The sequence below is a fragment of the Streptomyces mayteni genome (assembly GCF_054783955.1).
The window spans coordinates 1-21,602 of the sequence record NZ_BAAGPR010000124.1 but is presented as its reverse complement, the minus strand read 5'-3'; the positions used below and the strand labels follow the sequence as shown (position 1 = coordinate 21,602).

Sequence of the window (21,602 nt, the reverse complement as noted above, 5' to 3'; positions counted from 1 at the left end):
GCAACCTCGACTCCCGCGCCGGCGCCGAAGTCCTCGGCTTCCTCCGCCGCTCCGTCGACGAACTCGGCCAGACCATCGTCATGGTCACCCACGACCCGGTGGCCGCCGCCTACGCCGACCGCATCGTCTTCCTGGCCGACGGCCGCATCGTCGACGAGATGCGCGAGCCGACGGCCGACCGGGTGCTGGACCGCATGCGTGGCTTCGAGGCGCAGGGGCGTACGTCGTGACCGTCCTCAAGACCTCGCTCCGCAGCTTCTTCTCGCACAAGGGCCGGATGGCCCTGTCGGGGATGGCCGTGGTCCTCTCGGTGGCGTTCGTCTGCGGCACCCTGGTGTTCACCGCCACCATGAACACCACGTTCGACAAGCTCTTCGCCCAGTCCGCCTCGAACGTCGTGATCGCGCCCGCCGAGGAGGAGGGCGAGGCCAGCTCCTTCGAGGACACCGGCCCGGCCACCGGCATCCCGGACACCGTGCCGTCCTCCGTGGTCGACGAGATCGCCTCGGTCGACGGCGTCGCCGAGGTCACCGGCACCATCGCCGCCACCAACGCCGTCGCCGCCGACGCGGACAACGAGAACCTCGGCCCCACCACCGGCGCCCCGACCATCGTCACCAACTGGTCGGACGTCGAGCTGCGCACCTCGGAGATCCGCGAGGGCTCGGCGCCGTCAGGGCCGGGCCAGATCATGGTCGACGGCGACACGGCCGACAACAAGGACATCGCCGTCGGCGACCCGATCCGCCTGATCACCGCCATCGGCGACTACCAGGCCACGGTCAGCGGCATCGCCGACTTCACCATCACCAACCCCGGTGCGGCGATCTTCTACCTCGACCTGCCGACCGCCCAGGAGTACCTGCTCGGCGGCGTCGACGGCTACACCTCGGTCAACGTCGACTCCACCGGCGCGGTCAGCGACACCGACCTCAAGTCGGCCATCGCCTCCGTGGTCGGCGCCGACACCTACAAGCTCCAGACCGCCGACGAGTACATCGAGGAGAACCGCGACGCGCTCGGCGAGGTCCTGGGGATCCTCGAGTACGTGCTGCTCGGCTTCGCCGGCCTGGCGCTGCTGGTCGGGATCTTCCTGATCGTCAACACCTTCTCCATGCTGGTCGCCCAACGCACCCGCGAGATCGGCCTGATGCGGGCCATCGGCTCGAGCCGCCGCCAGGTCAACCGCTCCGTGCTCATCGAGGCGCTCCTCCTCGGCGTCATCGGCTCGGTGCTCGGCTTCGGCGCCGGCATCGGCATAGCCGTGGGCCTGATGGCCGTGATGAACGCGGTCGGCATGAACCTCAGCACCGAGGACCTGACGATCAACCCGAACGTGCCGATCGTCGGCATCGTGCTCGGCGTCGTCGTCACGCTGCTCGCCGCCTACATCCCGGCCCGCCGGGCCGGCAAGATCAGCCCGATGGCCGCGCTCCGCGACTCCGGCCTGCCGGACGACGTCCGGGCCGGCCGGATCCGCGCCGGCATCGGCACGGCGTTCACGCTCCTCGGCCTCGGCGCCCTGGCCGCCACCGCCTCCGTCGACTCGGCGGCTGACGGCGCCGGCTTCCTCGCCATCGGCGTGGTGCTCAGCCTCGTCGGCCTGATCCTGGTCGGCCCGGCCCTGGTGGGCCTGGTGGTCCGCGGGCTCAGCGCGGTGCTGCTCCGCGGCTTCGGCTCGGTCGGCCGCCTCGCCGAGCGCAACGCGCTGCGCAACCCGCGCCGCACCGGCGCCACCGCCTCCGCCCTGATGATCGGCCTCGCGCTGGTCGCCGGCCTCTCGGTGGTCGGCTCCTCGATGGTGGCCTCCGCGACCGAGGAGATAGACCAGTCGGCCGGCGCCGACTACATCATCACCACCTCCAACTTCATGCCGATCCTCCCCGAGGCCGGCGCGGCGGTGCAGGGCGTGGCGGAGCTCGACCACGTCACCGAGATCAGGAACATGGAGACCGCCGTCGTCATGCCGAACGGCGAGGACGTCGACGTCAACCTGACCGCCACCGACCCGACCTACCAGCAGGACTTCGCCATGGACGTCGTCGAGGGCGACCTCGGCGAGGTGTTCGGGCCCGACTCCGTCTCCGTGGGCAGCGACGACGCGGAGGAGTTCGGCATCGGGATCGGCGACGAACTGCCGGTCACCTTCGACGGCGCGGAGAGCGCCACCACCCTCACGGTGCGGGCGATCCTCTCCAGCGACGCCATGGTCGGCAACGGCACCTGGTACGTCTCCACGGAGACGGCGCGCGGCGCCGTCCCGGACGCCATGCCGCTGCCCAGCATGCTCTTCGCCGGCGCGGTCGACGGCCAGGAGACCGCGGCCCGCGCCGCGCTCGACGCGGCCATGGACCCGTACCCGCAGATGGACGTCCGCGACCAGGCCGAGTACAAGGAGCTGATCCAGGACCAGGTCGGTCAGCTGCTCAACATGGTCTACGGCCTGCTGGCACTGGCGATCATCGTGGCCATCCTCGGCGTGATCAACACCCTCGCCCTCTCGGTGGTCGAGCGGACCAGGGAGATCGGCCTGATGCGGGCGATCGGCCTGTCGCGGCGCCAGCTGCGGCGGATGATCCGCCTCGAATCGGTCGTCATCGCCCTCTTCGGCGCGCTCCTCGGCCTCGTCCTCGGCCTCGCCTGGGGCGCGGCCGGCCAGCAGCTGATGGCCCTGGAAGGCATGCGGGTCCTGGAGATCCCGTGGTCCACGATCATCACGGTCTTCATCGGCTCCGCGGTGGTGGGCCTGCTGGCCGCGCTGATGCCGGCGTTCCGGGCCGGGCGGATGAACGTCCTCAACGCGATCGCCACGGAGTAGCGGCGGCCGGGGGTTCTCCCCCCACCCACCCGCCCTTTACGTTCCGCGCTCCGCGCGGGGGGCGGCCCGCAGGGCCCCAACGGCGGCGAAGCCGCCCAGTTGGGGCCCTGCGGCCGTGCCGGCCTGCGGCCGTGCATTCGGGTCACCGGCCTTCGCTCCGTCTCCTCCAGTCTTCCCCAATGTGAACTCGTCCGGCTAACGGAGCGCACCAACCCCCTTGAAATGGAAGGGAGTTGGTCAGTTACTGGCCGGTTTCGTGCGTGTTAGCCTTCGGGACTTCGTGGCGTCGCCGAGGCGCCGCGGACTCAGCAGTACGCGAGGGGAAGACAATGAAGGACGACATGCGTTGGCGCCCTGCGGCGCTGGCGTTCGCCGTGGCGGGGAGCCTGGTGCTCGCCGCCTGTGGCGGAAGCGAGGACTCCGACTCCGGAGGCGACGGCGACGGTGGCGGCGAGAGCCAGGACGGCGCGCTCACCACGCGATGGGAGGGCGAGCCGGCGGCCTACGACGACAGCGGCCTTGTCACCATGGCGCTGTGGGCCACCGATACGACGGTCACCGAGATCACCAACGACACGGTGCGCAGCATCGACGCCGCGAGCGGCGAGACGAGGTGGGAGCTGACCCCGCCGTCCGGGGCCGGCGAGGTCTGCGCCATCGCGCCCGAGCTGAACGACCAGGGCGTCGGCGCCCTGGTCTACTCGGTCGGCGACTCCGACACCTGCACCCTCCTCTCCGTGGTGGACACCACGGCCGAGACGGGCGAGCCGCTGTTCACCCAGGACGTCACGCCCGAGGACGGCCTGTCGTCGTTCGTCGGGGTCAGCGTCACGGGCGACACCGTCACCGTCACGCCGGGCGGCACCGACCTGTTCAGGTACTCGGTCGCCGGCGACGAGCTGCCGGCGCCCGAGATGCCGGACGCGGCGGAGTGCCAGGACCGCGTCAACTGGACGGTCGGTGGCGACTATCTGGTCGGCGACGTCCAGTGCGACATCATGACCGAGGTGTACCAACTCACCGCCTTCGACGCCGCCGAGGGCACCGAGCTGTGGACGCTCCCCGAGCGGCCCGAGGAATGGGACGGGGTCGCCGAGATCGTGCCGGGCGACCTGCTGACCATTCGGACCAGCACCGTCGAGGACCGGCTGCTGACCTTCGACGAGGCGGGCGAGGTGCTCTCCGAGGTCCTGGAGGTCCAGGACGGCTCCGAGCTCGAGTTGACGCTCTACGGCCCCAACTACTCCACGATCCGGGGCTCGCTCCTCTACGCGGCCGGCGGCCTCGGCGACAGCAGCGAGCGGGTCGGGATCGACCTGAACACCGGCTCCGTCGCCTGGCAGCAGACGTTCCCCGAAAGCACCACCATCGGCGGTGACGCGGAGCGGACGATCGTGGTGCACCAGGACGAGGAGTATGTGCTCCAGGCGGCGAGCCTGAGCCCGGAGGACGGCGCCCCGACCGAGTTGGGCGCCCTGCCGGACTTCGAGGGCGAGCCCTACACGTCGCCCGAGGCGCTGGTCGCCCAGGGGGACACGCTCTACGTCCTGTTCATGCTCTCCGACACCGTGACGGGCGAGACCACCGCGACCACCGCCGCGTACCAGCTGTCGGAGTGACCGGATAGGCACGGACGTTGCCAGTGGGCCGGGCCCGGCGGTACAGCGGGCTTGGCCCGCCGGGCCCCACCGCGCGAAGCGCGGGAGACAAGGGTGGGCGGGTGGTCGGAACACCCCCCAAGAACCGGCGGAGACACGCCCGCACCGCATCACCCCGCTCGACCCACGGCTCACGCCCACCCCCCTCGATCCGCGTCAGCGGAAGATCGAGCCGTCGCGCCAGCGACACCAGCGCCGCGACCGGCCGTGGGTCCTCGCACCCGGCGAGCAGTTCCGTCCGCGTCGGCAGGCGCGCCCGCAGGGCGGCGAGGTGACCGTCGAGCGGGTCCGCGCGCCCGTCGGTGAACCAGGAGAGCGTCAGGAGTTCGACCTCCTGCTCCTCCGTGCGCCGCGTCGGCGGCACGTCCCCGAGAACCCGGCGGCGGTCCCGCTCCGCCCGGTAGCCGGCGTGCCAGTCGCCGACGAACGGCCCGCACATCAGCAGCATCGCGGCGACCCGGTCGGGGTACCGCAGGCAGCACCGGCTCGCCAGGTCGGTGCCGTAGGAGTGGCCGATCAACACGGCCTCCGGCGCGTCCCACCCGTCGAGCAGCTCGACCAGGTCGTCGACGCGCCGGGCCAGCGAGTGGCGGCCCCGCCACGGGGATCCGCCGGTGCCACGCTGGTCATACCGATAGACGGGCCCGGGTACGACGTCCGCGACCATCCGGGCGACATCGCCCAGGTAGTCCGGGAGGCCGGGGCCGCCGTGGAGCAGGACCACCGGCGGCTGGCCGCCGCCCGCGTCCCTCAGGGCCGTCCACCGCAGCCGCGCCCCGTCGGTCGTCCGTACGTAGCCCTGCGTCTCCACCCGGATCGCCCCCCGTCGATGAGTTCCGGCCGGCTGCCGAGTCAGCCCTGCCGACCACACGTCGGACACCACCCCTCACACCCCCCGGAGGTTCCCCATGACAGGCACGCCCACCAGGCCTGGCCGGCCGCCCGTCGTCGACCTGGCGACCTGGCAGGCCGCCCGCGACGAGCTGCTGGTCCGCGAGAAGGCCCACACCCACGAGGGCGACGCCCTCGCCGCCGCCCGACGGCGGCTGCCGATGGTGGAGTTCGACCCGACCGTCGAGGTCGTCGGGCCCGAGGGGCCCGTGCCGTTCCTCGACCTGTTCCAGGGGCGCGAGGAGCTCGTGGTCTACAAGCACATGTGGTACGACGGCGCGCCCCACCAGGGGCAGTGCGAGGGCTGCACCAACACGGCCTGGCACCTGAGGGACGCGGTCTATCTCAACGCCCGCGGCGTCTCGTTCGCCTTCCTCACCACCGGCCGTTGGGAAGAGGTGGCGGCCTTCGTCGAGTTCATGGGCTACACCCAGCCCTGGTACTCGGTGCGCGGCGTCGAGGAGCCGGTCGGCGGCGCCATGGGCCACCTCACCAGCTTCCTGCGCGAGGGGGACCGCGCGTTCCTCACCTACTCCACGACCGGGCGCGGCAACGAGCCGGTCAATCCGTTGTTCGGCCTGCTCGACAGGACGCCCTACGGCCGCGGCGAGCGGTGGGAGGACGCCCCTGAGGGCTGGCCGGAAGGGGACGAGGCGTGCTGGTACTGGCGCTCGGACGCGGCGGGGAACGCCACCTGGGGTCCGACGAGTCGGCCGGTCCCGCAGTGGACCCGCCCGGGCGCCGGCCCCGTGGAGAGCCTCGGGCGGCACGGCCCGCACAGCTGACGCCGGCCGGTTCTAGAGTGGGCGTCGTGACGGCACTCGAAGACGACCGCGAAGCGGCCGTGATACGCCTGCGTGAGGCGTACGCCGAAGGGCACATCGCGCACGAGGAGATGGACCGGCGCCTCGACCAGGTGCTCGCCGCCGCGTCGGACGACGAACTCGCGCGGGCGGTGGCGTCCCTCCCGACGAGCAGCGCGAGCAGCGCGGCGAGCGCGGACCGTACGGCCACCATCGCCGCCGCCGCCGGTCGGATCCGGCGGCGCGGCGCGTGGCGGGTGCCCCGGGTGCTCAAGGTCGAGTCGGCGTACGGCAACGTGCGCCTTGACCTGTCCCGCGCGGTCTTCGAACAGCCGGAGGTCGACATCGAGTTGAACCTCGGCACCGGCGGGGCCAAGATCACCGTGCCGCGCGACGCGATCGTCGAGGCCGAGGGCGTGCAGAGCGTGTGGAAGGACACTCGCTACACGCCCCGGACGCCGTCCCACGCCGGCGGGCCGAGGATCCGGATCACCGGCGTGATGGGCTTCGGCCGGTTGACCATCCGCCACGCGCGTCGCTGACCCGCTCCGGCCGGAGCCGGCCGCCCCCGAACCACCGGGCGAGGCCCACGGCCGCTGGGCGTTCCAGGACGTACTCCTCGTCCCGGCGGTGAGCGTTCCGTGAGCTCGGTCTCGGCCTGGACAGGATCCGGGCCCGTCCTGGACGACTCGACCGCGGACGTGCCCGGCGCGCTGCGCGCGCAGCGCGCCGAGGTCGCGGAACGGATCGACCGCCTCCAGCGGCTCGGCACCGGTCTTGATCGGATGATCGACGCCCACGAGCGCGGCCTGCTGCTGACCGTCGAGCAGCAGGCCGCGATCCTCGGCCCCCGGTGGAACCCGGACTGGCCGGCCCAGGCCCGTCAGCGCTACGGGCACACGGCGCAATGGCTGCGGTACGCCGAGCGCTCGGCCTCGCGGGGCCCGGAGGAACGGCAGGCCGTGGCCGACGCCGTCACCGGCCTCGACCGTGCCCTCGGGGACGCGATGGACGCCGGCGTCACACCCGGTAGTCCGGAGGCGAACGAGGCGAACCAACTCGTCGAGCGGCACCGCGAGGTCTTCGCCTCGTACTTTCCGCTCACGAGGGAGATGCAGGTCTGCCTCGGCCGCGGGTACGAGGCCGATCCGGGCTTCGCCGCCCACGACGACGGCATCCGCGCCGGCCTCGCCACGTGGTTCCGTCGCATCGTCGACGCCAGGGCGCGCGCCCACGGCATCGACCCCGACACCGCGACCTGGCGGTAGGGCGCGAGGCCGGAAGCCTGGCCCTAGCCGGGTGTCAGCGGGTTCGGGAGCCAGGCCCACCGGACGGCGCCGCCCGGTTCGAGGCGCATCAGCGTCAGCGCCTTCGCCGGCAGCGGCTCGGCGCGCAGCGCCCGCACCTCGGCCGTCTCCGCACGGTCCCCGGTCGCCGCGGCCAGCACCGTGGCCAGCGTCGCCGCGTCCCCGGCCAGCGGGCCGAGCGCGCCCGCGACCAGGCAGCCGAGGGCCTTGCGGCGCAGCGCCGCCGGGTCGTCCTCCAGCAGCCGGCCGGTCAGCGGTGGCGGCGGGAAGCCGTGCCCGGCCAGCCGGGCCGGGCTGAGCCGGATGTCGGCGAGGTCGCGGTAGACGAGCCGCCGCGCCCACCCCGCCGGGTCGACGACGGCCAGCAGGTTCTGGCCGTGCGCCTCCAACGCCACCCCGGCCTCCAGCAGGTCGAGGCAGACGCCCACCGCCAGCCGCCCGAACGCGACGACGCGGTCGAGCCGTTCGCGCGCCGGGTACGACGTCAGCAGCTCGCCCAGCGCGGCCACCGGCACCACCCGTTCCCCGGCCCCGGCGTCCGCGTGGACGGACGGCGCCTCGCGCAGCATCGCCGCCAGCTCTGGCGTCCCGTCGCCGGCCGCCGCCAGGGTGCCGGTGACGTGCAGCCGGCCGGCCAGCGGGTCCGAGTCGGCGATCCGCCGCAGGGTCTCCGTGGTGGCCAGCGCGTGGTCGATCGAGTAGGCGGAGATGTCCCGTACCGCGGACGTCAGTTGGGCGCTCAGCGCGGTCTTGACGTGCCGGCCGTCGCCGAGGTCGAGCGTCCGCAGGGACAGCAGCGGATGCGCCTCGGGGCCGGGGCTGAACGCCCGCCCGGCCAGCACGTGTTCGGCCTGCCACGGGTGGACCGGGATCAACACCGCGTCGCCGTCCCGGAGTTCCGCCGGCCACTCGCCCCGCACCGGACCGCCGACGACGGGCGTCAGCCGCAGCGGGACCACCGGCCGGTGCTCGGGCGCGTAGGCCAACTGCTCGGCCGCCGTGAAGCCGGGCCGCGACCGGCAGCCGGGGTGGTAGGGGTGGCCGTCGGTCGAGAGCTGCTCCCACTCCCAGGGCGCGGCCGGCGGGCCCGCCGGCCGGGCAGCCGTCCTGGAGAGCGCCAACGACGCGACGCCGTGGTCGAGTTCGGCGGCGAAGTCGGCGCCGCCCGGCACCGCGAGCGCGGTCAGCAGCTCCGCCGGATGGTCGTGCGGGACACCGCCGAGCTCCAGGGCACGCACCTCGGTCCCGGTCGCCCACGGGTCGACCGGTGGCCCGTGCAGCCGCCGCCCGTCCGCCAGCCGCAGCGTCACGCCGTCGCGCCCCGCCACGTGCCCGGTGACCCACGGCAGCGGCTCGTGGACCAGCCCGCGCCACAGCCGCGCCAGCACCGCCGCCCTGGCCCTCGGCAGCGCGGCGAGATACCCGTCGAGGGCCGCCGGGCGCACGGCGGCCAGCTCCTCGGCCAGGTCCCGTTCGGCGGTGGTACGACTCACGCGTCCGTCCTACCAAACGCCGCCACACCCCGCCCCATCCGGTGCCCGACGCATGCCGTCGCTCAGCGTGCGGCGGCCCGGTCGTCCTCCTTGACGCGGGTGAGGAAGAAGTCCCGGACGTCCTCGGCCAGCGGCTCCGGCACCTCCATCGCGGCGAAGTGGCCGCCGCGCTCGAACTCCGACCAGTGCCTGATGTCGTACAGCCGCTCGGCCAGCGGTCGTACCGACTGCGTGATGTCCTGCGGCAGCACCGCGACGCCGACCGGCACCGGGCACGGCAGCCGGGCCCCCCGCGAGGCGTCGTGGTGGAACCGTGCCGAGGAGGCCGCCGTGGCGGTCAGCCAGTACAGCGAGACGTCGGTGAGCATCCGCTCGTCGCTGACCGGCGTCTCGGGATCGGTCCACTGGGCGAAGCGTTCGGCGATCCAGACCAGTTGGCCGACCGGCGAGTCGGTCAGCGCGTAGCCGATGGTCTGCGGGGTGAGGGCCTGCAGCGCCTGGTACGGCGGGCGGTTCGCCATCAGCTGCCTGACCTTGTCCAGCCGGGCTTCGTCCGTTTCCGACAGTTCGATGCCGGCATCCGGGACCGGCCCGGTCGGCAGGTAGTTGACGTGCACCCCGACGACGTGCTCGGGTGCCTCCGCGCCGAGCGCGAGCGAGATGCCCGCGCCGAAGTCGCCGCCCTGCGCGCCGTAGCGCTCGTACCCGAGGCGGCGCATCAGCTCGGCCCAGGCCCGCGCGACCCGGGCGGCGTCCCAGCCGCGCTCGTGGGTCGGCCCGGAGAAGCCGTAACCCGGGATGGACGGAATCACCAGGTGGAAGTCGCGTGACAGCGGCTCGATCATGTCGAGGAACTCCAGGAACGACCCTGGCCAGCCGTGGGTGAGGACCAGCGCGAGCGCGTCCGGCTTCGCGGACCGGACGTGGACGAAGTGGATGTGCTGGCCGTCGATCTCGGTGGTGAAGTGCGGAAGCTCGTTGAGCTTGGCCTCGTGCTCGCGCCAGTCGTAGCCGATGCGCCAGTACTCGGCGAGCTCCCGCAGTCGCGCCAGCGGGAAGCCGTAGTCCCACCCGGCGTCGGCGACCTCGTTGGGCCAGCGGGTGCGGGAGAGGCGGTCGGTCAGGTCATCGAGGTCGGCCTGGGGGATGTCGATGCGGAACGGCCTGATCACGATCTCTGCTCCAGGGGATTTCGTTAGTGACATAAACGTTCGTGGGACTAACGAAGGTAGACTGTTAGTGTCACGAACGCAAGAGACCCCCGGAGACCCCCGGAGACCCCCAGTGAGCTCGCCCCCCGAACCCACCCCGGTCCGGCTGCGCGCTATCCCCAGCCGCCTGCTCGCCGGGGCCGCCGTCGTCGCCGGCCGGCTCGTCAGCGAGCACCTGGCCGCCGAAGGCGCTCGCAGGTGGCACTTCGCCGTGCTGGTCGCGCTCGCCGAGGCCGGTGCCGCCAGCCAGGCCGAACTCAGCCGGCGCACCGGCATCTACCGCAGCGACATGGTCGCCGTCCTCAACGAGCTTGCCGACACCGAATGCGTCCGCCGCGAACCCGACTCCGCCGACCGCCGCCGCAACGTCATCACCCTCACCCCCACCGGCCGCCGCCGTCTGGAGCGCCTCGATGCGCTCATCGCCGACGCCCAGCGCGAACTCCTCGCCCCCCTCACCCCCGGCCAGCAGGACGAACTCACCCGCCTGCTCACCGTCCTGACCGAGCACCACCGCCCCCCGCATCCCGGCCCGCGCGACGCGGACTGACCCCTCCGCCCGGCCAGCCGCCGCGCACCCGTCCTACCGCGTCCCGTCACCCCACGCACATACTGACGCTCGATGAATACCTTCGCCCGGGCCGCCGACGCGCTCGCCGTGCCGCCGCTGCTCAACTGCCTGCTCAGGGAGACCGCGGACCCCGCTGGCCGGCCGCGCGCAGGACACGCCACGCACCGGCTGCGGGTCAGCGGCCGGCTGTTGCGGGTCCGCGCCGGCCACCGGCCCGCCGAGCCCGAGTTGTGGACGGCCGGTACCTGGCGCCGACTCGACCACCCCGGGCTCGTCGACCTCGCCGTCGAGGAGATGCGCGCTACCACCGGCCGTCCCAACGACCCCCTCGCCGCCGAGATGGCCGCCAGCCGGGCCGCTGTCGAGGCCCTGCTCGCCGCCCGCGCCCGCGCCGTCCCGCCCGACGACCCGTGGCTCCGCTCCGAGCAGGCCCTCGTCATGGGCCACCCGTTCCACCCGGCGCCCAAGTCCAGGGGCGCAGGACCACCAGCCGACTGGCTGCGCTACGCGCCCGAGGCGTACGCCCGCTTCCCGCTCACGCTGCTCGGCGTCCGCGAGGACGCGGCGATCGAGGAAGGCGACACCCGCGCCCTCGACGCCCTCGGCGAGGCCCCGCCCGGCTACCGCCTGCTGCCGGCCCACCCCTGGCAGCTCGCCCTCACCCGCCGGATACCCGCGGTGCGGGCGGCCTTCGCCGACGGCCGACTCGTCCGCCTCGGCACCACCCCCTGGCGGGCGCGCGCCACGGCCTCGGTCCGCACCGTGCACGTGCCCGCCGACGACCTGTTCCTGAAGTTCAGCCTCGACGTGCGGATCACCAACGACGTCCGCCGGCTGTGGCGGGGCGAGCTGCGGCAGTCCCGCCACAACGACCCGCTGGTCGCGGCCGCCTTCCGGGCGATGGAGGGTCCGGCCGCCTGGCTGCACGAGCGCGGCCACCGCACGGTGCGCGGCCTGGACGAGACGTTCCCGGTCCTCGTCCGCGACGGCCTCCGCGCCCACCTGCTCCCCGGCACCACCGCCGTGCTGACCGCCGCCCTCGCCGAGGGCTTCGACGGCAACCCGCTCGACCGGCTCGCCGACCCGCTGCGCTGGTGGTCGGCCTACCTGGCCTGCGTCGTGCCACCGCTGCTGGAGGCGTACGCCAGGCACGGCGTGGTGGTCGAGTGCCACCTCCAGAACACGCTGATCGCGGTGGACGCGGCCGGCACCCCCGTCCAGGCCGTGTTCCGCGACGCCGAGGGCTCCCGGGTGATCCCGCAGCTCTCCCGTGCCGACGCGTGGCGCCGCCTGGTCTACTGCCTCCTCGTCAACAACCTCGCCGAGGTCGCCGGCGCGCTCGCCGACCGCTTCCCGCGCGACGCCGGCGCGCTGTGGCCGGCCGCGCGCCGGGAGTTCGAGCGGTGCGCCGCCCTCCACCCCGACCTGCCGGAGACGGCGGCGCTGCTCAGCGCGCCGACGGTGCCGGGGAAGGCCAACCTGCTCTCCAGCTGGCTCGAGGCCGGCGCCACCGAACCGCGCTACCTCCCCTTCCCGAACCCGCTCGCCACCCTCCCGGGACCGGTGCTGGTCTAGCGGCGCCGGTGGCCGGTGGCCGGTGGCCGGTGGTCGTCAGGCCGGCGGCCAGGTCCGCAGCGCCAGGTCGGCCACCCGCTGCAACTCGTCTCGGGTGGCGCCGCTGGCGGCCTGGACGGCGATGCCGTTGGACACGGTCACGAGGTAGCGGGCGAGCAGTTCGGGATCGGCGTCCTGGGGCAGGTCGCCCTCCCGGACGGCCTGTTGGAACCGGTCGCGGAGGTCCGACAGGATGTCGTCACGCCAGGCGATGAGCGCGTCGTGGGCGCCGCGTCCCGGGGCGCCGGTGGCGAGGGAGCCCTGGACGCCGAGGCAGCCGGCGGGGCAGCCCGGCTGGGTGGTGGTCAGGACGGAGCCGTTGAGGATCGCGGTGGCCACCTGCCGGGCGGTCGGCTCCCGCAGCGCCCTGGCCCCGTACGAGGCGGGGCCCTCGGTGTAGCGCGCCAGGGCCTTGCGGAACAGCTCCTCCTTGTTGCCGAACGCCGCGTACATGCTGGTGCGGGTGATGCCCATGGCGGCGGTCAGGTCGGTGAGGCTGGCGCCCTCGTAGCCCTTGTCCCAGAAGACCCGCATGGCGCGTTCGAGTGCCTCGTCCGCGTCGAATCCCCTCGGTCGGCCGATCGGTGCCGGCTGGTGCGTGCCCATGCCAGCAACCCTACTCTTTCCGCACCGGTCGGTACGGAAGTGCTACAGTGGCGACTTCGGTATCGATCGGTACCGAAATAGGGTGAGGGGTGTCCGCATGGGACTGTTCGAAGGCAAGACCGCCGTCGTCACCGGGGGCAGCAAGGGCATCGGCCTGGCCACCGCGACGCGGCTGGCGGCCGAGGGCGCGCACGTCTTCGTCACCGGCCGGCGCAAGACCGAACTGGACGCGGCCGTCGAGGTCATCGGCGCGGCGGACGCCACCGCCGTGGTGGGTGACATCGCGGACCTCGCCGACCTGGACCGGCTGTACGACGCGGTCCGCGCCCGGGGCCGGGGTCTGGACGTGCTGTTCGCGAACGCCGCGGCCGCCTCGTTCGCGACACTGGAGCAGGTCACCGAAGACCACTTCGACCAGACCTTCGGCGTCAACGTGCGGGGCACGCTGTTCACCGTGCAGAAGGCGCTGCCGCTGCTCAACGACGGCGCCTCGGTGATCATCAACTCCTCGGTGCGCGCCGACGACGGCGTGGAGGCGTTCGGCACGTACGCGGCGTCGAAGGCCGCCCTCCGCTCCTTCACCCGGACCTGGGCCAACGAACTCAAGGGGCGCGGCGTCCGGGTCAACGCGGTCTCGCCCGGCCCGATCGACACCCCCGCGCTCGTGGGGCTGTTCGGCGAGGAGAACGTGGCCGCCGCGAAGGCGGACCTCGCCGCGGACGTGCCGATGGGCCGGGTGGGACGCCCCGAGGAGGTCGCCTCGGTCGTGGCGTTCCTCGCCTCCGAGCAGAGCAGCTACGTCCTCGGCGCCAACGTGTACGTCGACGGCGGCGAAAACCAGCTCTGACGCCACCCCCGGCCGGCCCAGGCCGGCCGGGGACAGCCGGTGCCTGCGGCGTGGCCTTGACCTCAACCGTGCTTGAGGTCGGAGGCTTCTCCCAGGTACGGCTGACAGGGAGAGCAGAGCGATGCGCGTGGCACAGGTGACGAGGTTCGGCGGACCAGAGGTGATCGAGGCGGCGGAGCTGCCGGACCCCGTCCCCGGGCCGGGAGAGGTGGTGATCCGGGTCGCCGCCGCGGACACGATCTTCGTCGAGACCCAGATCCGGGCGGGCTGGAACGCCGACATGTGGGGCACGGTCCCGCCGTACGTGCCGGGCGGCGCGGTCGCCGGCGTCGTCGCCGCGATCGGCGCGGGCGTGGACCCGTCCTGGACCGACCGCGCGGTCGCCGCGCACATCCGTGCCGGCGGCAGCTACGCCGAGCAGGCCCTGGCCCCGGCCGACGCTCTCATCCCGCTGCCTGCGGGCTTGGACGCGGAGACGGCCGCCGCGCTGATGCACGACGGCCCGACCGCGCTCGGCCTGTTCGGCAACGCCGAGGTGCGGGCCGGCCAGTCGGTCCTGATCCTCCCCGCCGCCGGCGGCGCCAGCAGCCTGCTGGTCCAACTGGCGAAGGCGGCGGGCGCCCATGTCACGGGCGCGGCGCGCGGCGAGCGCAAGCTGGCCGCGGTACGTGAACTGGGCGCCGACGTCGTCGTCGACTACTCGGAACCCGGGTGGCTGGACGGCATCCGGGCCGACGTGATCTTCGAGGGCGTGGGCGGTGAACTCGGCGCGAGCGTGCTGCGCGCCGCGTCGGACGGCGCGGCCGTGGTCTCGTACGGGGCACCGAGCGGTGGGTTCTCCGCGCACGACCCGGCGGAGGTGGAGCGCCGTGGCATCCGGCTCTCCGGCATCGAACAGGTGCAGTTCACGCCGGACGTGCTCAGGGAGATGACCGCCAGGGCCCTGGCGGAGGCGGCCGCCGGCCGAATCCGCCCCCTGATCGCCCAGCGCCTCCCCCTGGAACGCGCCGCCGAGGCCCACACGGCCATCGAGTCGCGGAGCGTCGTCGGCAAGATCCTGCTGGTCCCCTAGGAACTGCGGAGGTGGGTGATGAAGTGGGTCCAGCCGTGGGCTTGGAAGACGAGGGCTGGGCCGGTGGGCTGCTTGCTGTCGCGGACGGGGAGGACGCCGGGGTATCCGTCGGCGACCTCCACGCAGTTGTCCATGCCGCCGTCGCTGTAGCTGGACTTACGCCAGACGGCGTTGCGAAGGCCGCTCACAGGCGGCCGTCCTGAAGCTGGGTGATGAAGTGGGTCCAGCCGTGGGCTTGGAAGACGAGGGCTGGGCCGGTGGGCTGCTTGCTGTCGCGGACGGGGAGGGCACCGGCGTATCCGTCGGCGACCTCCACGCAGTTGTCCAAGCCGCCGTCGCTGTAGCTCGACTTACGCCAGACGGCGGTGCTCAGGTCGACTCCGGTGGATCGCATGGCAGGCTCTCCATCAACTGCTCGATGAACGCCACGGAATCCCGTGGCGTAAGGGCCAGGGCCCTGACCGCATCGTAGGACAGTCGCAACTCCTCGACATCCTCCGCGACATCGAACAGCTCCCCATTCTTGGCGCCTTCGAGCCATGCGATGGTCTCGCCATCGGCCGCCCGCATCAGACCTAGACGAGTAGTTCCGATGTGGCTCAGTGGTCGTAGGCGATCAGTGACCTGGTGATGGGTGCGCCGATGGCGCGGTTGTGCCAGATTGCGCAGGTCATCGCCAGGATCCGCTGAGCCACTCGGACGCCGACGCCTTCGATCGTGCGGCCGCCGTGCTGTTCGAGGTCGAGCTGGCCTTTGAGGGTGTCGTTGACCGATTCGATCAGCTGCCGCACCGTCTTGAGTAGGGCTTCTCCGGGCCGTGGTGTGCCGCGGTTCTTGTAGGAGGGCCGCAGCAGGCCGACGCCGTGCTGGTCGAGGAAGCGGTCGAGTTCGGCGGAGATGTAGCCCTTGTCGGCCAGGATCAGCAGGCCGGGCCGGTCGGTGGCCAGGTGTGGTTCGTTGTCGATCAGGGCGGCCAGGACCTGCCGCTCGTCGATCTTGGGGTCGGCCAGGGCCCAGGTGATGGGCAGTCCGGCCGGCGTACAGACCAAGTGGAGCTTCAGGCCCCAGTAGAAGCGGGAGTGGGAGCGGCAGTAGCCGTAGTTCGCCCATCCCGCCAGGTCCGAGCGGCGCACGCTCTCGCGGGAGCGGGCGCACTCCACGGGTGTGGAGTCCACGACCCACAGGTCATCCAGCCACAGGTCGGTGTCGGCCGCCAGGGACCGGATCACCCGTTTGACCAGTGGCAAAGCGGCTCGTAGGCGCTTGTTGTAGGCCGGGCGCTGGGGCAGGTAAGGGAAGAGGGGATGCAGGTGGGCGTGGGCGAAGCGCAGCCAGCGGGCTTCGCAGTGGAAGCCCAGGATCGCCTGGGCCACGGCGAGGGTGACCAACTCGGCGTCGGTCAGCCTCGGTGGCCGCCCCCGCCACCGCGGGGTCTTCAAGCGGTCATCGACGTGGACGTACAGTGCCGTCAAGAGGGTGTCTAACTCGGTCGTCACAACCCGATGTTGGACACCCTCCCCACATCAAAAACCCCCCATTCGGAACTACTCATCTAGCGACTCGCCATAGAGGTCGTGCAATCCGGCGGCGAACGGCACCGCCTGGATCACGATGTGCGGCTCGGCGGTCAACTCCACCAGCTGTGCCAGCTGTTCGCGCCAGTCTGCCGGATCGTGCAACGGCCGCCGCAGCACAGCCTCGTCCAGGAGTACCCGGATCTGTGGGGCTGGCTTGCGGCGCAGCAACTGCTGTCGACCGAGCCGAACGTCCAGCTGTTCCTCTAGTTCGGGGACGTTCTCCGGCCCATGCGGGGTGGAGAACAGCACCGCTCGCGCGTACGCCTCGGTCTGGAAGATGCCCGGAATGAACCCCGTCACATATCGCTCGATAACGGCGGCCTGCGCCTCGATCTCGATGATCCGCTGGTACTTGTCGCGGTACTTTCCCTTCGCCAGCGCCAGTTCCCACAGGATCATCAGGTGCGGCGTCGCCCCGTAGAACGTGTCAAGCGCCTCGATGAGTTCGGGGCCGCCGAGGCTCTTCCCGCTTTCGACGCGGCCGAGTTGGGTGTGGTCGAAGCCGACCTTCTCGGCCAACTGTCGCAGTGAGAGGCCGCTCTCCTCCCTCAGCCTCGCCACCTCGATTCTCAGCATGCGGCGCGGGGACACGCTCGGTCGTCCGGAGATCGGCTTTCGCTGTGGCATGTGGAGGCCCTTCTGTTGCTCTTGGGGTTCGCCCCCCGGCGAGGGCGGTAGCTGATTCACCAACCTGCCACCGGCCGCAGATACCCGGCAAGGTATTCCAAATGCGAATTTCCGTGCGAAGGGGGGCGCGTAACTCGGCTGCGGAAGCGGCCGGTTGTCCCTAGGCTCTCGAACCGTGATCGCGACGCCGCATCCCGACCGGTTGGAGCTCGGGCACCCGTTCCGGCAGTGGAAGACCTGGCGGATACCCGGTGCCAAGCTGACACTCACCGGCTACTCCCGGGCGAACGACAAGACCTTCTTCCACCTCCCCGAACTTCGTCTCGCCCTGGACGCCGGGCAGTGCGAGGGGCGGCGGGCCGAGACCGTGCTGCTCACCCACACCCACCACGACCACGCCAAGGACCTCGATTTCCTCGCGTCCCAGCCGGGTACCGACGTCTATCTCCCGGCCGACGCGGTCCCCTGGGCCGCCGCGTACCTGCGGGCGTCGGCCGAGTTGAACCACGGGCCCGGCTACGACCCGGATCTCGTCGCGGCCGATCGGCTGCACGGGGTGCGCGGGGGCGACGAGTTCGTCTTCGGGCGGGCGCGGCACCACGTGCGGGTGGTGGAGTGCGAGCACAAGGTGCCGTGCGTCGGCTATGCCGTCGCCGAGCGACGGAAGTCGCTGCTCCCGGAGTTCGCCGAGCTGCGCCGCTCGCTCGTGGAGCGGGGGCGCGGTGCCGAGTTCGGGCGGATCGTGGCGGAGCGGCGCGCGGCGGGGGTGGCGGTCGAACGGGAGGAACCGCGGCCGTTGTTCGCGTATCTCGGCGACACCCACGTCCGCGTCTTCGAGCGGAATCCGTGGCTCGCCTCGTATCCGGTGGTCATCACGGAGTGCACCTATCTCCACGACTCGGAGGCCGCGCGGGCGGAGCGGGTGGGGCACACCGTGTGGAGTGGTCTGCGGCCGGTGGTCGAGGCGCACCCCGAGACGCTGTTCGTGCTGACGCACTTCAGCCTGCGCTACTCGGACCGCGAGGTCCTGGACTTCTTCGCCCGGGAGGGGCGGCCGGAGAACGTGCTCCTGTGGGCCCACCCGGCGAGCCACCTTCCCGAGCAGCACCAGCACGCGCACCGGCGCCAGCCCGCCTGATCGACGGGCAGGCCGGCGCGCAGACCCAGAGCTGGAAGGTGTGTCCCCAGCGGTCGGTCACCGGATCGCCGAACTTCCGTCCCGTCGCGCCGAGTCGGGCGCCGCAGCGGGTGCAGGCGATGGCCATCAGCTGTCGCGCGTCGAGGCATTCAAGCGGTGGGATGGCCGGGGCGGTCACCCGAGCGTGAGGAGCAGGGCGAGCGCGACGACGAGGGCGCAGCCGGCGATGACCGGGGCCCAGATCTCGGCGCGAGATGTCGTCGTCCGGCCGGCCGCCGCGTCCTCCCAGAAGGAGCGGGGGCGCAGCCCTGGCGGGTCGGCCCTGAGCACGCGGAGCGTGGTGCCGCGGTGGATCGCGAGCCGTTCGCCGGAGACGAAGTGCAGGCGTACCGCGCCGCCGTCGAGCGGGGTCTTCGCCACGACGACCAGCGGCCGGCCGCCGACCGTGACGACGTCGCCGCGCAGGATGGCGGCCGGATGGGTCTCGACGGTGTCCACCCGGGTGGGGGCGCGGCTCACCACCAACCGCCGCTCTTGAGGTCGAAGTTGGCCTCGCTCTCCGCGTTGACCTGCCGCACCCGGGCGCGCAGCTCGTCCAACGAGGTCTCGGGTGCGGCCTCGTGCGGTTCCGCGTCCGAGGGGGTCTCGTCGGGCGGGGTGGCGTGCGTCATCGCGGTCGACCTCCATCACGTTCCGTTGCCTGGGGTTCGCTCCAGCGTGACGGAGTCGACGGACGGTAACCAGGTGGATTCGTTGCCGCACGGCAGGTCACCGGGGAGGTTGTGGCGGCTTCGCACCGGCCCCGGCGCGTTGCCGGTGTGACCGCCTAGGCGCTCAGCGGGCGTCGGCCTGGAGCCCGAGGAGCGGCAGGCACGGTTCGAGGCCGGTGACGGTGACGGCCGGTCGCCCGGAGCTGGTGGCCTCCCAGTCGGCGCGGGTGAGGCGGTAGCGGCGCTCGGTCACAGGCTGGTCCCGCACCATGAGGCGGGCGATGCCGTCCGGCCGGTAGCCGGCGTTGCGGGAGACGGTCTGCGAGGCGACGTTGTGGTCGAAGACGCCGGAGGTCGCGTCGTGGGCGCCGAGGCGGGCGAAGGCCAGGTGTAGGACGGCATGTCGCATCTCGGTGCCGATGCCCTTGCCCTGGTGGGCCCGGCCGAGCCAGGAGCCGGTACCGACCTCGCGGAGGACGGCGAAGTTCCTGCCGCCGACGTCCTGGAGGCCGACCGGCCGGCCGTCGTGGAAGACGACGAGCGGCAGCGTCCAGTCAGTCGGGGTCAACGCCCCCAGCGTGCGCCAGTGGTGCTGGATGACCGAGCGGGCCCGCTCGGGCGGGGGCAGGTCGGTCCAGGGGTAGGTGAAGGGCATCTCCTCGGGCGGGTGGATGCCCTCGGCGGCGAGGGCGCCGAGCTCGGCCAGTTCCTCGGGGTCGGGGAGCCGGAGTTCGAGGCGGGGTGTGGTCAGGCGGAGGCCGGCGAGAGGCCAGTGGTCGATGAGCATGGCCCGCATTGTGGGGCGGCGGAGCCGGTGCCGGCATCCGAATTCCACCGCCCTTCCGCTAACTCAGCCGTGGGATCAGGCGGGCCTGCCGGTGCTGATGCTCAGGTACGGGGTCCAGTAGGTGCATTCCCGGTCGACGGCGCCGTCCTGGGAGCAGACACGGAACCTGACCCGGCCCGTCTCCCGCATGTTGTAGTCGCAGATGACCGTCCAGTCCGCGCCCATGGTGTTGTGGCACTCCCCCTCGCGACCGTAGTCGGTTTCCCAGTCGACAAGGGTCCGCCGGCCATCCGCGTACGTGTCCGTGACCCGGATGTCATCGCCGACGGGCACGAAACAGCCCTTCCCCGTGATGATGTCGACCAGCGGGTGCAGGTTCGTGATGCAGTAGGGCTCGGCGGCGGAGGCCTCGGTGGCGGTGAGACCGCCAAGGACGAGGGCGGCGGTGCCGACGACGGAGGCGGCACGGACAGCACTTCTCACAATGTTCTCCACTGTGAACTCGGAGTGTTGGGAACGCGACGATGCTAGCGATCGGCGACGCCGCGCGTAATCCCCTTCACCGTGGCACTTCACATTGTGACAGGGCGACTTCGGCGATCCTGGACGGTAACCTCAGGGGAGCCTCAAATGTGTTCGCCGCAGCAAATGAATACGCGGCCAGCCTCACCGTGGAGCGGAGCGGGCCGCGTATGGGCTACTCGCCAATCCGGGCGGCTGCTGCTCCCGGTCCTCGAACCTCCGGCGCCACTGGTTCGAGCTGGCCCTCGCCACCGAGTGGGGCCGCGTCGTGGGGGCGGCCACGGCGCGGGGCTTCACCGTCACCAGCGAGCGTCCCGACCTGGCGGCAGCGTTCGAAGGCGGAGCCCGGTTCGTGGGGCTGCGCGCCGACCTGTTCGCCCGGCTCGACGCGCCGGAGACCGCCCCGAGGGCGGCCTGGCACCTGTCACGCGCCCGGCATCTCGGCTTCGAGACGCTGACGGCGCTGCTCGGCGCCGACGCCGCCATGGACACGATGGAAGAGGCGGTCCGGGAGTACGCGCGCCGGCTGCCGGACGCCTGGCCGAGGCCGATGGCGGCGCTGCCGAGCCTGGCCGGCCGCGAACTCGGGCTCGCACTCCAGGGGTTGGAGACCCTCAGCTACGCGGAGCCGGGCCGGCGGGCGGAGTTGCTGGGCGCGACCCGCCCCGCGCTGGCCGGCACCGACGAGGCGGCCGAGGCGGCGGTGGCCGTGCTCGGCCGGATCGGCGACGAAGAGCCGTGGGCGGTCGAGGAGTTGTGCGGGGTCCTCGACCGGGAGGGCACGGGTGCTCTGCACAGCCAGGCGGTCGTCGCGCTCGCCAACCTCCAGCACCGGCCGGACGGTTCCTTCGACCCCGAGGTGCGGGCCCGGTTCGAGCGGGAGATCGCACGCGGCAGCCAGGCGTGCCGGATCGCCGCGCTGTTCCTGCCGACCGTTCCTAGGGACTGAGCGGGAGTGTGTCCTGTTGCCAGAACTCGTGCTCAGCCGAATGCCCCGAACGGTGTTGGGCGTTCTGGTCCACCGCGTTCTCGCCGTATCCGGCGCGTACGGATCGTGTCCGTGGTCCGGGGATGCGGGGGCGGTTTCCCTCACGCCCCGGGGCCATCGAGTTGGCCTGGACGGTCCGATGCCCCGCACGATCACTCCTGTCGTGCGGGGGCGGTGCCATCCGTCGCCGGATCGGGTGCCCCAGGGCTCGCCTGCCGATCGCCACCGCTGCCGCGTCGTGGCGAGTGGTCTTCCTGTTCATGCTGGTGAGGGGCTTTTGCCAGTGCTGGGCGCCCCACTTGGAGGTGTAGGCCGGGTCGACGGCGACGATGGTGATGCCGAGTTCGGCCGCCATCGACACC

General features: G+C 72.4%; 23 protein-coding genes and 3 pseudogenes. 12 read left to right on the top strand and 14 right to left on the bottom strand.

Annotation, left to right across the window (positions count from 1 at the left end):
* From ACYVPE_RS34270 to ACYVPE_RS34260, 3 genes and pseudogenes are all read left to right on the top strand, one after another.
* A pseudogene (locus ACYVPE_RS34270) lies at positions 1–230 on the top strand (ABC transporter ATP-binding protein); the annotation flags it as partial.
* Complete coding sequence (locus ACYVPE_RS34265; RefSeq protein ID WP_461037708.1) at positions 227–2,818, top strand: ABC transporter permease; 2,592 nt, start codon at positions 227–229, stop codon at positions 2,816–2,818. The pseudogene ACYVPE_RS34270 and the gene ACYVPE_RS34265, both read left to right, overlap by 4 nt.
* Positions 2,819–3,159: 341 nt before the next feature.
* Positions 3,160–4,437 (top strand): outer membrane protein assembly factor BamB family protein, encoded by a 1,278-nt coding sequence (locus ACYVPE_RS34260; RefSeq protein WP_461037707.1) that lies wholly within the window; start codon positions 3,160–3,162, stop codon positions 4,435–4,437.
* Here ACYVPE_RS34260 and ACYVPE_RS34255 read toward each other — a convergent pair.
* Positions 4,370–5,287, bottom strand: a complete 918-nt coding sequence (locus ACYVPE_RS34255) for an alpha/beta fold hydrolase (RefSeq protein ID WP_461037706.1) — start codon at positions 5,285–5,287, stop codon at positions 4,370–4,372. The genes ACYVPE_RS34260 and ACYVPE_RS34255 overlap by 68 nt on opposite strands.
* A 97-nt stretch (positions 5,288–5,384) precedes the next feature.
* Here ACYVPE_RS34255 and ACYVPE_RS34250 point away from each other — a divergent pair, with 97 nt between their 5' ends.
* From ACYVPE_RS34250 to ACYVPE_RS34240, 3 genes and pseudogenes are all read left to right on the top strand, one after another.
* The gene (locus tag ACYVPE_RS34250; protein ID WP_461037705.1) at positions 5,385–6,152 is read left to right on the top strand and encodes a DUF899 family protein; all 768 of its coding nucleotides are present in this window, start codon (positions 5,385–5,387) and stop codon (positions 6,150–6,152) included.
* A gap of 26 nt (positions 6,153–6,178) precedes the next feature.
* On the top strand, positions 6,179–6,712 hold the full coding sequence (locus ACYVPE_RS34245; protein ID WP_461037704.1) for a DUF1707 SHOCT-like domain-containing protein: 534 nt from the start codon (positions 6,179–6,181) through the stop codon (positions 6,710–6,712).
* 95 nt (positions 6,713–6,807) lie between these two features.
* Positions 6,808–7,438, top strand: a pseudogene (locus ACYVPE_RS34240) (MerR family transcriptional regulator); the annotation flags it as partial.
* Positions 7,439–7,461: 23 nt separating this feature from the next.
* Here the strand turns inward: ACYVPE_RS34240 and ACYVPE_RS34235 are convergent.
* Both ACYVPE_RS34235 and ACYVPE_RS34230 read right to left on the bottom strand, forming a co-directional pair.
* The gene (locus ACYVPE_RS34235; protein WP_461037703.1) at positions 7,462–8,970 is read right to left on the bottom strand and encodes an IucA/IucC family protein; all 1,509 of its coding nucleotides are present in this window, start codon (positions 8,968–8,970) and stop codon (positions 7,462–7,464) included.
* A 62-nt stretch (positions 8,971–9,032) separates the two neighbouring features.
* Positions 9,033–10,142 (bottom strand): epoxide hydrolase family protein, encoded by a 1,110-nt coding sequence (locus ACYVPE_RS34230; protein ID WP_461037702.1) that lies wholly within the window; start codon positions 10,140–10,142, stop codon positions 9,033–9,035.
* A 112-nt stretch (positions 10,143–10,254) separates the two neighbouring features.
* Between ACYVPE_RS34230 and ACYVPE_RS34225 the strand changes: the two genes are divergently transcribed.
* Positions 10,255–10,731, top strand: coding sequence for a MarR family winged helix-turn-helix transcriptional regulator (locus ACYVPE_RS34225; protein WP_461037701.1), 477 nt, complete (start codon positions 10,255–10,257; stop codon positions 10,729–10,731).
* Between the two features lie 72 nt (positions 10,732–10,803).
* A complete protein-coding gene (locus ACYVPE_RS34220) occupies positions 10,804–12,327 on the top strand; it encodes an IucA/IucC family protein (protein WP_461037700.1) in 1,524 nt (507 codons plus the stop codon).
* 36 nt (positions 12,328–12,363) lie between these two features.
* Here the strand turns inward: ACYVPE_RS34220 and ACYVPE_RS34215 are convergent, their stop codons facing one another.
* Positions 12,364–12,972, bottom strand: coding sequence for a TetR/AcrR family transcriptional regulator (locus tag ACYVPE_RS34215; RefSeq protein ID WP_461037699.1), 609 nt, complete (start codon positions 12,970–12,972; stop codon positions 12,364–12,366).
* A 97-nt stretch (positions 12,973–13,069) separates the two neighbouring features.
* Between ACYVPE_RS34215 and ACYVPE_RS34210 the strand changes: the two genes are divergently transcribed.
* The gene (locus ACYVPE_RS34210; RefSeq protein ID WP_461037698.1) at positions 13,070–13,819 is read left to right on the top strand and encodes an SDR family NAD(P)-dependent oxidoreductase; all 750 of its coding nucleotides are present in this window, start codon (positions 13,070–13,072) and stop codon (positions 13,817–13,819) included.
* A 121-nt stretch (positions 13,820–13,940) separates the two neighbouring features.
* The gene (locus ACYVPE_RS34205; RefSeq protein WP_461037697.1) at positions 13,941–14,891 is read left to right on the top strand and encodes a zinc-binding dehydrogenase; all 951 of its coding nucleotides are present in this window, start codon (positions 13,941–13,943) and stop codon (positions 14,889–14,891) included.
* Here the strand turns inward: ACYVPE_RS34205 and ACYVPE_RS34200 are convergent.
* The 5 genes from ACYVPE_RS34200 to ACYVPE_RS34180 are packed head-to-tail and all read right to left on the bottom strand — an operon-like array spanning position 14,888 to position 17,044.
* A complete protein-coding gene (locus ACYVPE_RS34200; RefSeq protein WP_461037696.1) occupies positions 14,888–15,079 on the bottom strand; it encodes a DUF397 domain-containing protein in 192 nt (63 codons plus the stop codon). The genes ACYVPE_RS34205 and ACYVPE_RS34200 overlap by 4 nt on opposite strands.
* Entirely contained in the window at positions 15,076–15,285 is a 210-nt protein-coding gene (locus ACYVPE_RS34195; protein WP_461037695.1) for a DUF397 domain-containing protein, read from the bottom strand. The genes ACYVPE_RS34200 and ACYVPE_RS34195 overlap by 4 nt, the downstream gene beginning before the upstream one ends.
* On the bottom strand, positions 15,261–15,551 hold the full coding sequence (locus tag ACYVPE_RS34190; protein WP_461037709.1) for a Scr1 family TA system antitoxin-like transcriptional regulator: 291 nt from the start codon (positions 15,549–15,551) through the stop codon (positions 15,261–15,263). The genes ACYVPE_RS34195 and ACYVPE_RS34190 overlap by 25 nt, the downstream gene beginning before the upstream one ends.
* On the bottom strand, positions 15,491–16,387 hold the full coding sequence (locus tag ACYVPE_RS34185; protein ID WP_461037694.1) for an IS982 family transposase: 897 nt from the start codon (positions 16,385–16,387) through the stop codon (positions 15,491–15,493). The genes ACYVPE_RS34190 and ACYVPE_RS34185 overlap by 61 nt, the downstream gene beginning before the upstream one ends.
* 48 nt (positions 16,388–16,435) lie before the next feature.
* Positions 16,436–17,044: a helix-turn-helix domain-containing protein gene (locus ACYVPE_RS34180; protein ID WP_461037693.1), complete on the bottom strand. Its 609-nt coding sequence runs from the start codon at positions 17,042–17,044 to the stop codon at positions 16,436–16,438.
* A gap of 226 nt (positions 17,045–17,270) precedes the next feature.
* Between ACYVPE_RS34180 and ACYVPE_RS34175 the strand changes: the two genes are divergently transcribed.
* Positions 17,271–18,233, top strand: coding sequence for an MBL fold metallo-hydrolase (locus ACYVPE_RS34175; RefSeq protein ID WP_461037692.1), 963 nt, complete (start codon positions 17,271–17,273; stop codon positions 18,231–18,233).
* A 174-nt stretch (positions 18,234–18,407) separates the two neighbouring features.
* On the opposite strand, the gene ACYVPE_RS34170 is transcribed toward ACYVPE_RS34175, so the two are convergent.
* The 4 genes from ACYVPE_RS34170 to ACYVPE_RS34155 all read right to left on the bottom strand — a co-directional run bounded on the left by ACYVPE_RS34170 (position 18,408) and on the right by ACYVPE_RS34155 (position 20,213).
* Positions 18,408–18,752, bottom strand: coding sequence for a hypothetical protein (locus ACYVPE_RS34170; protein ID WP_461037691.1), 345 nt, complete (start codon positions 18,750–18,752; stop codon positions 18,408–18,410).
* A complete protein-coding gene (locus ACYVPE_RS34165) occupies positions 18,749–18,904 on the bottom strand; it encodes a hypothetical protein (RefSeq protein WP_461037690.1) in 156 nt (51 codons plus the stop codon). The genes ACYVPE_RS34170 and ACYVPE_RS34165 overlap by 4 nt, the downstream gene beginning before the upstream one ends.
* 163 nt (positions 18,905–19,067) lie before the next feature.
* Entirely contained in the window at positions 19,068–19,730 is a 663-nt protein-coding gene (locus tag ACYVPE_RS34160) for a GNAT family N-acetyltransferase (protein ID WP_461037689.1), read from the bottom strand.
* Between the two features lie 75 nt (positions 19,731–19,805).
* Positions 19,806–20,213 (bottom strand): hypothetical protein, encoded by a 408-nt coding sequence (locus tag ACYVPE_RS34155; protein WP_461037688.1) that lies wholly within the window; start codon positions 20,211–20,213, stop codon positions 19,806–19,808.
* Between the two features lie 307 nt (positions 20,214–20,520).
* On the opposite strand from ACYVPE_RS34155, the gene ACYVPE_RS34150 reads away from it, so the two are divergent.
* Positions 20,521–21,201 carry a hypothetical protein gene (locus tag ACYVPE_RS34150; protein WP_461037687.1) on the top strand — a complete coding sequence of 227 codons (681 nt, stop codon included), beginning with the start codon at positions 20,521–20,523 and terminating at the stop codon, positions 21,199–21,201.
* Here the strand turns inward: ACYVPE_RS34150 and ACYVPE_RS34145 are convergent.
* Positions 21,191–21,602 (bottom strand): annotated as a pseudogene (locus tag ACYVPE_RS34145) (IS200/IS605 family accessory protein TnpB-related protein); the annotation flags it as partial. The gene ACYVPE_RS34150 and the pseudogene ACYVPE_RS34145 sit on opposite strands and share 11 nt — an antisense overlap.